Here is a 15,378-nt window from a genome sequence, read left to right as displayed (position 1 = left end):
ATAGGATCTCGGCGGCGTACCATAACAAGACTGATGATACCGCTCTACGCCTATCGGGACAACACCTGCGACCCCCGAAAGTGCACGGCAAAGAAACTCGCACAGCGCGGGCTTGCGAGGATCGTCACCGCCGTCGCAAAAATCCCCCGCTCGACCCTCCTCCTCGACCCGACCGCGGAGCAGGCGGTCTCCCCCGCCGACCGGTGCCTCCCCTCGATAACGGCGCTCGACTGCTCGTGGGAGGTGCTCGACACCGGGGCCGTCGCCTCCTGGCGCAACCGCCGGGCACTCCCCTTCCTCGTGGCCGCAAACCCGGTGAACTTCGGCCGGCCGTTCCGGCTGACGTCGGTGGAGGCGATGGCCGCGGCGCTCTACATCCTCGGTGAGAAGGAGCAGGCCCGGACCATCCTCGCTCCATTCGGGTGGGGCCTGCGGTTCCTTGAGGTGAACGCCGACCCCCTGGAGGACTACGCACGGGCGAAAGACAGCGCTGAGGTCGTCGCCCTCCAGGCGCTCTATATCTAGCCGGGTTGCCGGTCAGCGTCGGGGGGCAGGGAGCATCCCGGAACGGGTGGCGGACGTCTTCGTCACCCCGGCGCCCGGGGAGAAGAACCGGCCGGTCGACGTCGGCGGCAGGGAGTATCCCGTCCGGGTGAAGACCTCGACCGCGAGCGGCCGCCTGATTGCGGAGAAACCCGAGTACGACGGCCTTGCGGCGAATCGCGCAGGAACAGGACATTCCCCTCCGGTTTGTGGATGATGAGGTCGAGTTGTGCTTATCGGAGCGGAAAAGAGGGCGCACCAGCGCAAGAGGTGGTGCGGGGGGTGGAGACCCACCCGGCCGCCCAAACGTGCTAAACGCCGCACGCGACGAGTGAGTGCGAGCACCTCCCACAGGGATGCGCTCCACTCGTGTCTACAGTTCTCTCATGTCACCGGGGTAATAGTTCCCCAAACTATTAGATGATGCATACGATATTTATACGATTCTATTTCAGATCACCCATCAATCCCCATTTTCGCCGTAATTTACCGAAAAAGATTTGAACAGCCCGGCGTTTTCCGGAACGGTTCCTGCACTACGGCTCAGGATGAAGAAATAAACGAGATATTGACGGCATAGGAGGCAGACAATTGTTCTCTGCCGTCAGCCAGCCATCTCCCGCCCAAAGAGGCGCAGCATCGCCCGGGCATTCTCGAGCATGGCGTGGTTGTTGTTAAAGAAGATATACGCCCGCTCCGGGTCTATGCTGGCGATCTCATCCCTGATACCCGCAAGCTCGCTCTCCGTATAGTCGTGCTGGTACCAACCCTCCCGCCCGTGCATCCGAAGGTAGACGAGATCGCCGGGGAATACCCGTTCCCGGAAGTCGGGAGAATCGACCGAGACCAGGACGGCAGCCTCCCGGAGCCGCCGGCACGCCCCGTCGTCCCCGAGCACGCCCGGATTCCGGACCTCCACCGCACACCGCGCCCCGAGATCGATCGCCTCTGCAAACGCGAGGATGCGGTCGACGTCCGTGAACGCCGGTGGGGCCTGAAAGAGATAGAAGTCGACGAGGCCGTCGAGGGGAAGGAACCTCTCGCGGAACCGCTCCCAGACAGGGACCGCCTTCTCGTTGAACCGGTGCCGGTGAGTGACCGACCGGTTCACCTTGACACTCCACCGCAGCCCCGATCCCGCACTGACCCACGAACGGACTGATTTCTCCGACGGGAACCCGTAGAAACTCACGTTCAACTCGATGGCGTCGAGGCCGGAATGCTCCACGAACCAGGCGAGGCTGCCTCCCCGGTTCCACGCGTACGCCCAGCCGCTCGTGCCGACAGAGACCTCCATGCCGGGAGCCTTCCGGCGGGCAGGTGATAAGGGTTTTGCGGCCGCCTACCAGAACCCGGGCACCAGGACGAAGATCGCCCAGCCCATGTGCTCGCGGCTGTAGCCGAAGTACTCGTCCTGGAGGCGGTGAAGGTAGTCGATCATGAAGTCGCGCTCGGGGTGGCCGGGGTTGTCGCCGAGCCAGGAGAGGACTGACTGCCATATACCCGACTCGTAGCGGTCCCAGTCATTCCCATCGGCCCGGATGACGGCGGCAACGTCGAGCCCGGCCTCCCGGGCGGTGCCGAGGATCTCGTACTCGGTCAGGACGTCGGGCCACTCGCGAGCGAACTCGGGCGGGGTGCGGTCGGACCGCCAGCAACGATCGCCGATGACGATGGTCCCCTCGTCCGTGACCATGCCGAGGAGGGCGTCGAGCGTCGCCGCAAACCCACCCCAGATGTGGGAGGCCCCGATCGCTGCAGCGCAGTCGAACGGCTCGTCGGGGACGTACTCACGGGCGTCCATGCACCGGACGGCAATCCGGTCGCCGAGCCCTGCCGCCCGGAACGTCTGCTCCGCCCGGCCGCAGGCATCCTCCCGGGCCTCGACGCCGACCCCGGATATACCATACTCACGACCCCAGAGCGCGAGGATCGTCCCGTTCCCGCACCCCGCCTCTACGACGCGGGACCCCTCCCGGAGCCCCGCCGCCCGCCCGGCGGCGAGCACCTTCTCCGGCGTCGTGGGATTCATGATCGCGAGCGCTCCCTGTGATATGCTGACAAGTTCGTTATTCTCCATTGAACTGGTGCCCCCGGTTTGCCGGCCTGCTGTGTACATGGTGGGTGTTCTGCCCATATAATCCGTGTACCACCGTCCCCGGCATGCCGGCGCGGGAGGGGCATTCCTGCACCAAAACCGCCGTTTCGCACCGTGAAGAGAAGGGCCGCCGCTCCTCTGAAGGGATAGTCTCTCCGCGGAGAGGAGCTATTATATACCCTACGGGAGAGTCACATCCGGGTGTGGTTATGCAGCAACCGGAGCAGGATATCCCGGGGAGAACCCTGCGGACCCTCAAGTTCCGGCCGAAGGGCATGACGATCACCGAGATCGCGAAGGCCCTCGGAGTAAACCGGAACTCGGTCTCGAAGCACCTCGAGGTGATGCAGGCGGCGGGCCAGGTCGAGTCCCGGCTCGTCGGCAACGCCAAAGTCTACTCTCTCGCGCAGCGCGTACCCCTCTCGGCGTTCCTCTGTTTCACGAAGAACCTGATCCTGGTCCTTGATGCCGACCTCACGATCGTTCAGGCCAACGAGCAGTGCTTCAGGCGGTTTCGCCGCGCAAAAGAGGAGATCGTCGGGCAGAACATACTGGAGGCGGCCATTCCAATCGTCTCTACCCCCGAAGCCCTCGCCGTCGTCGAGAACCTCGAACAGGAGCAGGTGATCACCGATATCTGCCACCGGCAGGACGACGGCAGCGAGTCCTTCTACCAGATGCAGGCGATCCCGACGACGTTCGAGGATGGGGCGAAGGGGTGCACGATCGTGCTTGAGGATATCACCGATCGGAAACGGTATATCAAGAACACAATGTTCCTCGCCCGGACAGCGCTCGACCTCGTCGACCTGCCGCCGGTGGAGGACATCTACCGGTACACCCTTGACCGGATCACCGAACTCACCACGGAGGCATACGCCCAGATCCTCTCCTACGACGAGATCGAGCGGCAGTTCATCATCCGGGCGGTCACGGGCGAGAGGTTCCGGGAAGATCTCACGGATCTCCTGGGGCATGATCCCGTCGGCATGGTTCTCCCGGTCGTCACCGCCTTTGAAGCTCCCTATCACCAGACCCCTCTCACGATGCGTGGCCTCCAGGAATTCGTGCTGCGCCCAGAACCGTCCTCCTTGTCGTTCTACGAGGTCTGCTTTCGGGCGATCCCGGAGGAGGTCTGCGAAGCGATCCTCGACCGGTTCGACATCACAAAGTTGTGCGTCATGGGGCTGGTCTGGCGGAACGAGATCTTCGGTATCGTAAGCATCTTTCTCACCCCGGAAAGGGAGCTCGACAACCGGGAGACGGTGGAGTCATTCATCCGGCAGGTCTCCATCGCGCTTGCCCGGCGGCAGACCGCCGAGCGGCTCCAACTGAGCGAGGCACGGTTCCGGGGCATGGTTGATTCGTCCCCCTTCGGGGTCGCACTCATCGACCGCGACAGACGGTTCGCCTACACCAATCGGCGATTCGTCGAGATCTTCGGCTACGAGCCGGGCAGCGCGACCACATCCGCCGAATGGGTCCGGCAGATCGTTCCCGACGATGGTTACCGGCAGGAAGTCATCGATGCCTGGCATTCGGATCTCGAGCGGTCGGTCCCGGGCCAGATCAGGCCCCGGACGTTCACCATCCGAGACCGGGACGGGAAGAAGAAGATGGTCCTCTCCCGCGCCGTCACCCTCTGCGACGGGACACAGTACGTCGCCTGCGAGGATATCACCGAAGAGGCGCGGGCTTACCGACTCCTCGTTGCGGATATCGCCGACCTGCGGCGGCGGGAGCAGGAACTCCTCATCAAGGACCGGGCGATAGCCTCCACCCGGCGGGCGGTTGCCCTCCTCGCCCCGGACGGGATGGTGACCTACGCGAACGCTGCCTACCTGACCCTCTGGGACTACCCGACCGCAGAGGAGGTGCAGGGGTCGCACTTTGCCAGGTTCTGGGAGCGCCCGGATGAGATCCGGGAGATCATCCAGACGGTTCTCAACGGCGGAATCTGGCACGGTGAACTTACCGGCATCGGGAACAGCGGCGAGAAGTTCCGGGCGGATCTCCTGGGGACCCCGATCGTGGGTAAAGACGGCAGGGTGCTCGGTATGATGGCGGTGGCGACGCGTGCCCAGAAGGGTGCGACGGGCCGCAGGGCAGGAGCATGAGCGCCGCGAGGCTGCGAGGGCAGGCGGAGGTCGAGCACCGGAGGCGTGAGCGTGACCGGACGGAGGGGCGGGCATCACCCACCGACGTAGCGGCCTCTCAGGAGGTATAAGAACCTATGCCCGGCAGTACCGCGCGGCAATTCGGGTTTGTAAAGGTTTATTGTTTCCCGAGATACCCCCCATCCGTACCAGGAGGTGAAGAGATGCAGAAGACCATCGAGAGGAGAGAGGTACGGGAGGAAGACACCGCAAAAGTCCGGGAGCTGATGCATGTCATGCTCAACGGCGACACCTACACGAGCTTGCAGGCGATCGGCGCCCTCGGGGCCATCGGGGCGCCGGCGGTCGGGCCGCTGGTGCAGGCCCTGCTCGCCGCCGACAGCGATGCACGGTGGGTCGTGGCGATGGCGCTCGCCCGGACCGGGGCTGAAGCGGTGGAGCCGCTCATAGGGGTCGTGAAGACTGCGGATGATGCAATCACGAACCCGACGGTCTGGGCGCTCGCCGAGATCGGCGATCCCCGGGCGGTCGACCCACTGGTCGCCGTGCTTCGGACCAGCGGGTCCGAATGCTGCCGGGCCCTGACCGCCGCAGCCCTGCTGAAACTGGGTGATCCGGCCGGCATCGCCGAGGTCGAGAAGGAGTTTGACCGGTCGGGCGAGAAGTTCACGGGCCTTGCCATGGAAGCCTACGAGGGGACGTGAGCCGTCCCCCCGTCCCGGAACTGACCTTTTTTGTACCCAGCCACTGATACGGCCTTGCGCCCCTCCCGGGGCGGTGCGGATGGGTAATTACTAATAGCGCCGCACAACAAGAGATCAGCATGCAAGGGCGCCTTATCCTGCTCCTGATCCTTCTAGCGGCGGCCGTCCTCGCCGGTGGCTGCATGGCGCCGGAGGAGAGCGCAGAGGCGCAGCCGGTCTCCCCCGCCCCGTCACCGTCACCGCCGCCGGCGGTGGGTGCAGGCTTCCCGGCCCCCACACCGGCCGCACCCGTCCGGGCGGGAACGGCGCCGCGGAGCGTCGGGTTCGTCGACCCGCGGACCTACCATATACCGACCCCGACACCCACAATCGCGATGACGACGCAGCCAAACGACCTCCGGGTTGCCGAAGGCCTGATCGAGTACGCGACGGCGACGAGCAACGGCCCTCCCGGCGTTCTTGCCACCGAAGCCTACCATATCCCCTTCCCCTACTGGGCCTTCAGCGTGAGCGCAACCCCGATGAACGATTTCCCCTGGCTCGAGATCAAGGTCTACGAAAAAGACGACCCCAACCGGATCGTCGAGACCGTCCACTACTCCCGCAACGAATTCCCGTACTCGGGCGGGAAGTTCGGGGAGAAGAAAGAGCGGTTCGTCATCCTCGAGGGCTACAGGGACTACTACTTCATCGTCCGTTCAGGGTCCTTAAAGTCGCTTGAGATCTCTGTCTTCGTCCCGGAGAAGTACCTCGTTTAGGCGGGAGGAATCTCTCCCCCTTCTTCTGCTATCCGGAGCTCCCTGTCGTACTCATTGATCGCGGCGGCGTAATCCTTCCATGCCCGGTCGGCCCCGGCAAGGTGGTCTCCTGCCGCGGCATACGCCTTCGCATCGTAGGCGCCCGCGGCCGACGACCAGAGCGAGAACGCGCGGTTCAGGTGGTCGAGCGCCCGGATATAGGCCGACTGCGCCTCGACGTAGGCTTCCGGGACCTCGTCGGCTCCGACGATCTGCCGGTGGTAGGCCGTGACCCCCCTGCCGTACTCTGCAAGGGCTGCAAACTCCCGCATGACGGCATCGGATTCGGCAACCGACGGATATTCCGGGCGGGATCTCATGTGGGAGGAGACCTTCCCGGAGATCAGGAAGAGGTCAGCCTCCGATGCCGCCACATGACTGCCGAAGACCGCAACCTGCCTCTCCTCGGTGTAGTCGATGAAGAGCGTCCATCCGACGAAGACGAGGAGGAGAGCGGCCGCCGCCACCCCGGCGGCGATGAGCGCCCTCCTCCAGCCGATGGCGATCTTCGGGAGTTTTACGGCCTTCAGGTCCACGCCCCTCACGCTCCTCCAGCCGGCAGGCGGGCCGGACGGATGCGGTACTCAATGGGCGCGGGGATGGAGCGGAGGGGGATGATCTTCGGTGTCTCCGACTTCACGCTCTGGATTGATCCATCCTGGGTATCCCCGATGGGGAACGGCTTCCCCCGGATTACCGGGGAATCGGCCGAGACCTTCCCCCCATAAAAGCTCGTCCCCTCCACGTAGTAGTAGTGCTTTCCTCCATAATCGAAATACTTCGGCGTATACTTCGCGTAGTAGGGATTGAACCCCTCCATCCGGATGCCGAGAGCCATGTGGTCCGAGTACCTGAGCAGCACCGTATCGTAGCCGAGAACATCGAGGAGCCCCGAGAGCAGGATCGCAGAGTCCTCGCAGTCCCCCTTCCCGTCGACGAGCATCTCGGCGGGGTATTTCGGGTATTCAACGTCGCCCTTTACGGGCCGGGCATAGCGGGGGAGGGCCCCTTCAACATAGGAGTCCGTGCTGTTATCGGGTTCATACGGGATCTGCTGGACGAAGAAGACGACGTTCATCATCCGGAGGTACTCCTCCTCGGGGTTGCCGGTGGCGGGGGCTATCCGGCGGGCGAGGTCTTCGAGGACCGGCCGATCCTCTTCGGCGAGGGCGTACCGTCCCCAGGCGAGCGGATCGGCGAACCGCGGGGTCTCTCGATGCTCAAGAAAGAGCGCCTCCGGGACCTGGACCGTTGTCGTCTGGACGCCGCCGTCGATCGCCGTCCAGCGGAACGTCCGGGTGTATGCCTCGCCGTCCTCCGGGAAAGGCGTTGCCGCCGGCAGGGGCGCGGGCGGCAGGTATATGACCGGTGCCGGTCCGGGGGAGGCGATAGGCTCCCCGAGGAGTGCGGGTTTCACTACGAGAGCGACGACCAGGATCACAAGCCCGCCCGCGATGACGGGGACAACATCCTTCCACTCCATGCCGGAACCTCAGACAGTGGGCATCTGGTAGAGGTATTTGCTATGCGCCGTTAAAAAACGTTAACTGTTTCGTTCAGGGGAGAGTGTATTCCGGAATGGTTTTGTATGAGATGCCCCACAGAGGGCAGCGCCCAATCTTAACCGGCACCTTCGCACGCCTCCTCGCCGTCGGCGGTGACCGGCGGTAACACTCACTTTCGCGCCGTTACGGCAGGCCGATTCCAAAGAACCCGGCGATGAACCGGGCTGCGGCGTAGAGGAAGTAGAGGCCGAAGACCAGTTTCAGAGTCGCCGGCCGGAACCGCCCGACCGTCGCGGCCCCCACCTGGGCGCCGGCGATCGACCCGGCCGCGAGGATCAACCCCGCCCCGACGGCGACGTAGCCCTCCGCGAGTTTGATCACGCCGCCCACAATCGCCATCGGGATCATGGATGCAAGCGACGTCCCCATCGTGACACAGACCGGCGCGCCGAAGATGTAGAGGAGCCCGGGGACGAGGGCGTAGCCACCGCCAAGCCCGGTGACCCCGGTCAGTATACCGACTCCGGTGCCGAAGAGGAGGTGACCGGGAAGGGTACCCCCGATGCACTCCGGCTCCGGGCGAGTCCCCGGCCTGAGCCCCTCGCGGATCATACCGAGGGACGGGGCGAGGAAGACCAGCCCCAGGACGAGGCCAAGCACGCGGGTGTGGCCGACCAGGAAGGAGAAGAGCCATGATCCGATGAGGACACCGGCAAGCCCGCCGGCGGCGATCCGGGCTGCCACCCGCCGGTCAAGGTTCCCCCGCACCAGGTGGCCGGAGGCGCCGGAGAGCGATGTGAAGATGACCACAAAGAGCCCGGTCCCGACGGCGACCGGCTCCGAGAAGCCGAGGTAGAAGTACAGGATCGGGAGCATGATCGTCGCCCCCCCGACGCCGATCAGCCCGCCGAAGATCCCGGCGACGAGGCCGACCGCAAGGAGGAGGAGCACGGCAGCCGGTGTCGCCGACGGGAAGACAGCGAGCGCCGCCCCGAGCATGGTCGCGATAACGACAGAGAGCACCGCTATCCGGACGATGCGCCGGCCTTCCGTCATCCCCCCCGATCCTCGCTACAGATCCCGGAGGCACGCCGGATCAGGTCATGGACCGCCGGGTAATCATCCCTCTCTTCTGGCCGGACCACGATCGGGCGGGACACCATACGTCCGTACGTAGCCCCTCAATTCCTCATGAACCTGTCGGAACCGGTTTATCGGGGGCAGACCCCCTCAGTGCCGGCCATCGGCTTCCCCGGCTCGGCCGCGTACATGCAGACCGAGGGGTAATACCTGGTGACGTAATCCTTGAGCATCCGGAGGGAGCAGTACTCAGGGGCGACGCTCTTTATTGATTCCTTCATCATCCGGACCCACTTGTGCGGGACGTTGTCCATCGTCCGTGAGTAGTAGAGCGGGGCGATCTCGTTCTCGATAAGGTCGTAGAGCGTCTCTGCGTCCACCCGGTTATTCCCGGCGTAGGGGGCATGGCCCTCAAACCCCCAGCCGTTTCTGCCGTTGTAGCCCTCGACCCACCAGCCGTCCAGGACCGAGAGGTTCAGCACGCCGTTCATCCCTGCCTTCATGCCGCTCGTGCCGCTCGCCTCCATGAGCGGGACCGGGGTGTTCATCCAGACATCCACGCCGTGGACCATGTAGCGCGCAAGCTGCTCACCGTAGTCCTCGATGAAGGAGATCCGGCCCCCGAACCGGGGGTCCTGGGAGTACTGGTAGATCTCCTGGAGGATGCGCTTGCCCTTCTCGTCGGCCGGGTGAGCCTTTCCGGCGAAGATGAACTGCACCGGCCTCCAGCGGTTGTTCACGATTCCGTCGAGCCGGTCCAGGTCCTCGAAGATGAGGTCAGCCCGCTTGTACTCGGCGAACCGGCGGGCAAACCCGATCGTCAACGCCGATGTATCGAGCATCAGCCCCTCGGCGGCCAGGTTCGCGGGCTCTTCCCGGTGTCCCGCCCATTTCAGGCGTTTTCGCTCCCTGAGCCGGGCAAAGAGTTTCATCTTCAGCCACTGATGCTCGCTCCAGAGTTCATCGTCCGGTATCTCGTCGACCACCTCCCAGATGATCGGGTTGTCGTAGTCCTCCCGCCAGTTTGGATAGACCACGTCCATGTAGCGGTCGAAGAGCGCCTCGATCCGGTGGTTCAGCCACGAGGGCATGTGGACGCCGTTCGTGATAGCGTCGATCGGGACGTCCTCAACAGGGAGGTCGGGCCAGAGGGGCTGCCACATCTCCCGGGCGACCTCGCCGTGCCTCTGCGAGACGCCGTTATGGAAGAGGCTCATCCGGAGGGCAAAGGCGGTCATGTTGAACCCGGCGCCCGGGTTATGCGGGTCTCCCCCGAGCGCCATGAACTCGTCCCAGTCGAGATCGAGCGACGGGCAGTAACTGCGGAAGTACTTCGCCATCAGGTCTTCGGGGAAGACGTCGTGGGCGGCCGCCACAGGGGTATGGGTGGTGAAGACCGAGGTGCCCCGGACCCTCTCAAACGCTTCTCCGCGGGGCATTCCCGCCACGAGCCGCTCCCGAAGCCGTTCGAGAATGCCGAACGCCGAGTGACCCTCGTTTAAATGCATCGCCGAGTAATCCACACCGAGGGCGTGGAGGACCTTCCGCCCACCGATACCGAGCACGATCTCCTGCCGGAGCCGGCACTCGAGTTCCTTTAAGTACAGGCGGTGGGATATGCTCCGGTTCTCGGGGAGGTTCTCATCGATATGGGTGTCGAGGAGGTAGAGGGGGACACGCCCCACCTGCACCTTCCAGACCGCGACGTAGATCGGGGGATCGATCAGGGGGACCTGCACAACGAGGTGCCTGCCGTCGTCGTCGAGCACCCGGAGAACCGGCGCGGCGTCGCGATCCAGAACCTCCGCGACGTTCTTCTGCCACCCGTTCCCCTCCATGTGCTGGTGGAGGTATCCTTCGGCGTACATGAACCCGACGGCGACCATCGGCACGCCGAGGTCGCTCGATGCTTTGATGTGGTCACCCGCAAGGATGCCGAGCCCTCCCGCATAGAACGGGAGCGAGTGGTGCAGCCCGAACTCGCTGGAGAGGTAGGCGATCGTCAGCGGCACCCGCCCGGGGTAGTGCTGCGCAAACCAGCTCGTCCTCGGCTCCATATACTCCCGGAACCGGAACATGATGATATCGTAGCGGCGGAGGTACTCCGGGTTGTTCGCCGCCCGCTCGAAGAACCGGGGCGGGGTATCAAGGAGCATCCTGACGGGGTTGTGACGGCTCATCTTCCACTCCGCCCGGTTCAGCAGTTTGAAGAGCACGGTCGCCGAGGAGTGCCAGCTCCACCAGAGGTTGTACGCGAGGTCGACCAGCCCGAAGATCCGCTCCGGGACGTGGGCGAACCGGTCATAGGGTATCTCCGTCTTCATCGCGACCGGCATTACCTTTCGCACCAGATAAGTGCTTCTGTCGCGCGGGGGTGGCCGCGGTCGTTCGCCGGCAGGACCTGCTGGGCGCGCGGCTCCTTTCGGGAGAGAGAAAGATTGCAGGGATGGTTTCGACGGATACCCCTGATAACCTGCCTGAGAGAATAGAAAGGTGTTATGCGCACCTGTTGCCGATGTTCCTTCACGAAAAGACCCGGTGGGAGCGTGACTGGAGTGCGGCAGATGATCGAGGCAAACGACCTCACGAAGGAATACGGCAGTGTCACCGCGGTGAACGGGGTATCGTTCTCGGTCGCGGAAGGGGAACTCTTCGGCCTGCTCGGGCCGAACGGTTCGGGCAAGACGACGACGATCCGGATGCTGACGGGGCAGGTCCGGCCGACCTCCGGGTCGGCCCGGGTGATGGGGCTCGATGTGGCAAAAGACCCCGTCGGTGTCCGGAGGCTCGTCGGGATCATCCCCGAGCAGGAGACGCCGCCGAGTTTCCTCACCGCGGAGGAGTACCTCCGTTTCGTGGCCCGCATCCGGAACCTTGATGCCGTCGACGAACGGTGCGACCGCTGGTTCGACCTGCTGGAGTTCGGGGACAAACGGGACGTCCTCTGCAAGGACCTCTCGCGGGGGACCCGGCAGAAACTGATGTTCGCGCAGGCCTTCCTCCACGAACCCCGGCTCGCCCTCATCGACGAGCCGCTGATCAACCTGGACCCCATCATGCAGCGGACGGTCAAGGACTTCCTGCAGGAGTACGTCCGGGACGGCGCGACCGTCTTCTTCTCCACCCATATCCTCGATATCGCCGCCGAGATCTGCGACCGGATCGGGATCATCCACAACGGCAGGCTCCTTCACACTGGCCGGGTCGACGACCTCGCCGGGTCCGGCAGGCACCTGGAGTCCTTCTTCCTCGACCTGGTGCGGGGTGACGCCGGTGCCTGACCTCTTCCTCGCGATGATGAAGGAGGAATGGCGGGTCCACTCGACAATCTTCGGGAGTGTCGGGTTCGCGCTCTTCCCGGCGGTCGTCGCAATCTTTGCCTTCCTCGGGTCGCTCACCCTCCCGCTCTTCTTGGACGTGCTGCCGTACGCCGCGGTCGCGCTCCTCGCGCACGCCCTCTTCCTGCTCATGGGCGTGATGGTGGGGTCGTTCGGCCTCATGGGACGGGAGTTCATGAACCGCCGGTTCGGGCAGGCAAGCCTCATCGCCTACGCCTCCCGGAGCCTCCCGGTCTCGGAGCAGCGGATCTTCGCCGCATTCCTCGTGAAGGATACCGTCTACTACATACTGCTCTACGTCCTCCCCTTCACGGTCGGGTTCGCCGCGGCAACGCCGTTCATCTCCCTCGATCCCGGCTACGCCCTCCTTGCGTTCGTCTCTCTCTCGCTCGCCTTCCTCCTCGGGCTCTCCGTCGTCTGCTTCCTCTCTACCCTCTACGCACGCTCTGTCGCGCTGCTTGCCGGAACCGTTGCGCCGCTCGCGGTGCTCGCGATAGCGGGGTACCGCACCGGGATGATCGCTCTCCCCGCCGTCCTCCCCCCGTACGCCATCTTCGTCGACCCGGGCCCGGGACCGCTCGCGCTCTCGCTCCTCCTCATCCTGGTCCCGGCGGCCGTCTCAGTGCTCTTCGTCACCGTCGACTACCCGGACCGGACAAAGCGGTTCAGGAACAGCCTCGACCCCCTCGCCGGGAGGCTCCACGCCCTCGGGAGCGCGCACTTCATCGCCAAGGACGCCCTCGACCTGCTGCGGAGCGAAGGCGGCGCCGGGAAGGTGATCTTCTCGTTCCTCCTCCCCCTCGGCCTCGTCTGGATCTGCCTCGGGGTCCTGATCCGGTTCATCCCGGGGATCGATCCGCTGGTGGTCTTTGCGGTCCTCCTCGGGGTGATATCGGCCACCATCTACAACTGGCTGACCGAGTTCGACTCCTTCACGTCCTACGCCTTCCTGCCGGTGGAGGTCTCCGAGGTGATCGACAGCAAACTGAAGAGTTACGGCATCGCAAACCTCCTCCCGGTCGCGGTGCTCGTGTTCGCGGCGGCGACCGCCGGCGGGGCGGGGACCTTCCTCCCGGCCCTCGCCGCGTTCCTCTCGGTCTCGGCCTACACCCTCGCGGTGACGGTCTACCTCACCGGCCTCTACCCAAACGTGATGCTCTACCACGCCGGGGTCTTCCTCCGCTACGTGCTTGCGACGAGCCCGGCACTCCTCCTGCTCATCTTCGCGTCGATCCTCGACCCCCTGTACGCGTTTTCGAGCCTTCTTCTCATCCTGCCGGCGGCGTTCCTCATCGTACGCGGGCGGACGAAGTGGCAGGCGTGGGAGATGCCGCGATTCTGATAACATTCGGATTTTTTGGATAGGAAGAGGGTCTCACGCGAAGGGGAGGAGAATGTTCACCCGGACTTCGCGCCTTCGCGTGAGTCAACGGCGTACGGCAGAGGCCGATGAATCTGGAACCCCCCGGGCCGCAAGCCCGTGGAGAATGTCACACTTTCACCCCGCGCGCGGCGCGCATTCAAGAGCGGTGCGGGAGACTCCAGGAGTATGTTACGGAGAGCCGGCTATATCCAGAGGGGCAGGCGCTCGACGGCCGGCGCCCCGCCGGGGTCGGGCTGCTCCGCGAGAATAGGGGTCCGGTCCTCGGCCGCGCGGGACGATCCCGGTCAGGAGCGGCAAAATCGTCTTCGAGTTCCTCACCGGGTAGCCGTAGCGGTCATGCCGCCACCCTCTTCCTCGCGTACTCGTCCCAGTGCGCCTCGATGAAGCCCCGGATCCCCCGGCCGGGCTTATACGGTGGGTATATCCGGCGATAGGCTGCTTCCGCGTCGGCAAGGCTCTCCGTCGGCAGGACGTCGGTGTAGGCCGCAAGGTAGAGGAGCCCGATCGCCGCCGACCGGGAGACCCCAAACCCGCAGTGGACCAGCACCGGCCGGCCCGCCCCGAGGCACCGGTTGATGAAGTGCAGGGCCGCGTCCACGGCCTCTTTCGGGACGTCGGCGGGGTCCCGTGAGTCGATAAGATTGAGCATCAGCCGGTTCCCCCGCCGGGCGATCAGGTGTTCGGGGTGATCCGGCGGCACCGTGCCGACGGGCGAGTAGGTGACGGCCAGGCAGTGGTAGGGGCTCCGGCAGGCATGCACAACGCACCAGGTCTCGTGGGTCTCCACCGCGACCTCGTAGTCCTCCTGTGTCCCGATATACAGGTTCGGGTAGATCTCGATCATGTTCCCCGTCCTCCTGTCACCGTGCCTCCAGCGCGTACGCCGCCGCCCCTATGAGCGGCGAGCGCCCCCTGAGACCGGAGACAACGATCCGGGGGAGGGTGAGATAGCGGTCGATGCAGGGCTCCATGTACCGGATAATGATATCCCCATAGTAGCGGGCGAGCGGCCCGTCCAGCACGATCACCTCGGGGTTGTAGGCGACGATGACCGCCGAGACCCCCCGGGCGTTCACCTCCCCGAGCGCCTCCATGAAGGCGAGGGCGACCGGGTCCTCTGCCCGGGCCGCCTCGAAGATCGCCCGGGTGGAGCCGGCATCAAAGGCGACCTGCCGGACGTCGGCTTCCTCCCGCCACACCGTGAAGAACCGGGGAATATGCTTTGCCGAGGCGTAGCCCTCCCAGTGGCCCCGGTACCCGCACCCGCAGGTGAGGTTGTAACGGGTATCGACGGGGATGTGCCCGATCTCCCCGGCGTTTCCATCCATCCCGAGGAGGAGACGGCCGTTCACCACCGCCCCGCCGCCGATGCCGGTGGAGAGGGTGAGGTAGACGACATTATCGGAGCCGCGGGCGGCGCCCGCCCACCGCTCGCCGAGGACACCGGCGCGGGCGTCGTTGATCAGGGTGACGGGCAACCCGAACCGCTCCCGGAGCGGGCGGGTGATCTCCACAACCGAAAACGCTATGTTCGGGGAGTTGACGACCCAGCCGCGGTCGAGGTCCAGGGGACCGGCCGACGCGACGCCGATGGCCGTGACTCTCCTTCCCTCCGGCGACGCGAGGAGGGCCTCGATCCGGGCGATGATCGCGGCGGTGATCGCCTCCCCGGAAGGCCCCGTCGTCGGCGTCAGGACCGTGGCGTGAGCCAGTATGGTCGCGTCGGAGTCGATCAGGGCAGCGCGGAGGTTGGTCCCGCCGAGGTCAACGGCAATCGCGGTCGTCATGTGGTTCTCCTCTGGAGTGGATGAT

At 65.0% G+C, this 15,378-nt stretch carries 15 protein-coding genes; 7 read left to right on the top strand and 8 right to left on the bottom strand.

All coding sequences use genetic code 11. The features are described from left to right. Positions 1-33 precede the first annotated feature (33 nt). Both BP846_RS02785 and BP846_RS02780 read left to right on the top strand, forming a co-directional pair. Positions 34-525 (top strand): DUF367 family protein, encoded by a 492-nt coding sequence (locus BP846_RS02785; protein ID WP_292392521.1) that lies wholly within the window; start codon positions 34-36, stop codon positions 523-525. A gap of 46 nt (positions 526-571) precedes the next feature. Beyond that, the gene (locus tag BP846_RS02780; RefSeq protein ID WP_292392520.1) at positions 572-760 is read left to right on the top strand and encodes a hypothetical protein; all 189 of its coding nucleotides are present in this window, start codon (positions 572-574) and stop codon (positions 758-760) included. A 387-nt stretch (positions 761-1,147) separates the two neighbouring features. Here BP846_RS02780 and BP846_RS02775 read toward each other — a convergent pair whose 3' ends face one another. Together BP846_RS02775 and BP846_RS02770 are read right to left on the bottom strand one after the other, a co-directional pair. Further along, on the bottom strand, positions 1,148-1,840 hold the full coding sequence (locus BP846_RS02775; RefSeq protein WP_292392519.1) for a DUF72 domain-containing protein: 693 nt from the start codon (positions 1,838-1,840) through the stop codon (positions 1,148-1,150). 45 nt (positions 1,841-1,885) lie between these two features. After that, positions 1,886-2,623: an SAM-dependent methyltransferase gene (locus tag BP846_RS02770; protein ID WP_292392518.1), complete on the bottom strand. Its 738-nt coding sequence runs from the start codon at positions 2,621-2,623 to the stop codon at positions 1,886-1,888. A gap of 227 nt (positions 2,624-2,850) precedes the next feature. Here BP846_RS02770 and BP846_RS02765 point away from each other — a divergent pair, with 227 nt between their 5' ends. From BP846_RS02765 to BP846_RS02755, 3 genes are all read left to right on the top strand, one after another. Further along, positions 2,851-4,758, top strand: a complete 1,908-nt coding sequence (locus BP846_RS02765; protein WP_292392549.1) for a PAS domain-containing protein — start codon at positions 2,851-2,853, stop codon at positions 4,756-4,758. Positions 4,759-4,961: 203 nt separating this feature from the next. Beyond that, a complete protein-coding gene (locus BP846_RS02760) occupies positions 4,962-5,462 on the top strand; it encodes a HEAT repeat domain-containing protein (RefSeq protein ID WP_292392517.1) in 501 nt (166 codons plus the stop codon). 119 nt (positions 5,463-5,581) lie between these two features. Further along, complete coding sequence (locus tag BP846_RS02755; protein ID WP_292392516.1) at positions 5,582-6,220, top strand: hypothetical protein; 639 nt, start codon at positions 5,582-5,584, stop codon at positions 6,218-6,220. Here BP846_RS02755 and BP846_RS02750 read toward each other — a convergent pair. The 4 genes from BP846_RS02750 to glgP all read right to left on the bottom strand — a co-directional run bounded on the left by BP846_RS02750 (position 6,217) and on the right by glgP (position 11,168). After that, the gene (locus BP846_RS02750; RefSeq protein WP_292392515.1) at positions 6,217-6,804 is read right to left on the bottom strand and encodes a hypothetical protein; all 588 of its coding nucleotides are present in this window, start codon (positions 6,802-6,804) and stop codon (positions 6,217-6,219) included. The genes BP846_RS02755 and BP846_RS02750 overlap by 4 nt on opposite strands. Further along, positions 6,801-7,742: a hypothetical protein gene (locus BP846_RS02745; RefSeq protein ID WP_292392514.1), complete on the bottom strand. Its 942-nt coding sequence runs from the start codon at positions 7,740-7,742 to the stop codon at positions 6,801-6,803. Before BP846_RS02745 ends, BP846_RS02750 begins: the two co-directional genes overlap by 4 nt. A gap of 205 nt (positions 7,743-7,947) precedes the next feature. Further along, positions 7,948-8,820, bottom strand: coding sequence for a sulfite exporter TauE/SafE family protein (locus tag BP846_RS02740; protein ID WP_292392513.1), 873 nt, complete (start codon positions 8,818-8,820; stop codon positions 7,948-7,950). 155 nt (positions 8,821-8,975) lie between these two features. Continuing rightward, the gene (gene glgP / locus BP846_RS02735) at positions 8,976-11,168 is read right to left on the bottom strand and encodes an alpha-glucan family phosphorylase (protein ID WP_292392512.1); all 2,193 of its coding nucleotides are present in this window, start codon (positions 11,166-11,168) and stop codon (positions 8,976-8,978) included. Between the two features lie 240 nt (positions 11,169-11,408). On the opposite strand from glgP, the gene BP846_RS02730 reads away from it, so the two are divergent. Both BP846_RS02730 and BP846_RS02725 read left to right on the top strand, forming a co-directional pair. Beyond that, positions 11,409-12,125: an ABC transporter ATP-binding protein gene (locus tag BP846_RS02730; RefSeq protein ID WP_292392511.1), complete on the top strand. Its 717-nt coding sequence runs from the start codon at positions 11,409-11,411 to the stop codon at positions 12,123-12,125. Beyond that, the gene (locus BP846_RS02725; RefSeq protein ID WP_292392510.1) at positions 12,118-13,524 is read left to right on the top strand and encodes a hypothetical protein; all 1,407 of its coding nucleotides are present in this window, start codon (positions 12,118-12,120) and stop codon (positions 13,522-13,524) included. Before BP846_RS02730 ends, BP846_RS02725 begins: the two co-directional genes overlap by 8 nt. Before the next feature lie 376 nt (positions 13,525-13,900). Here the strand turns inward: BP846_RS02725 and BP846_RS02720 are convergent, their stop codons facing one another. Then, complete coding sequence (locus tag BP846_RS02720; RefSeq protein WP_292392509.1) at positions 13,901-14,410, bottom strand: dual specificity protein phosphatase family protein; 510 nt, start codon at positions 14,408-14,410, stop codon at positions 13,901-13,903. A 16-nt stretch (positions 14,411-14,426) separates the two neighbouring features. After that, complete coding sequence (locus tag BP846_RS02715) at positions 14,427-15,353, bottom strand: ROK family protein (RefSeq protein WP_292392508.1); 927 nt, start codon at positions 15,351-15,353, stop codon at positions 14,427-14,429. Between the last annotated feature and the right edge of the window lie 25 nt (positions 15,354-15,378).

The organism is Methanoculleus sp. UBA303 (genome assembly GCA_002501655.1).
Taxonomy (GTDB): domain Archaea; phylum Halobacteriota; class Methanomicrobia; order Methanomicrobiales; family Methanoculleaceae; genus Methanoculleus.
Note: the sequence above shows the minus strand (reverse complement) of the source record. Positions and strands in the feature narration are given on the sequence as shown.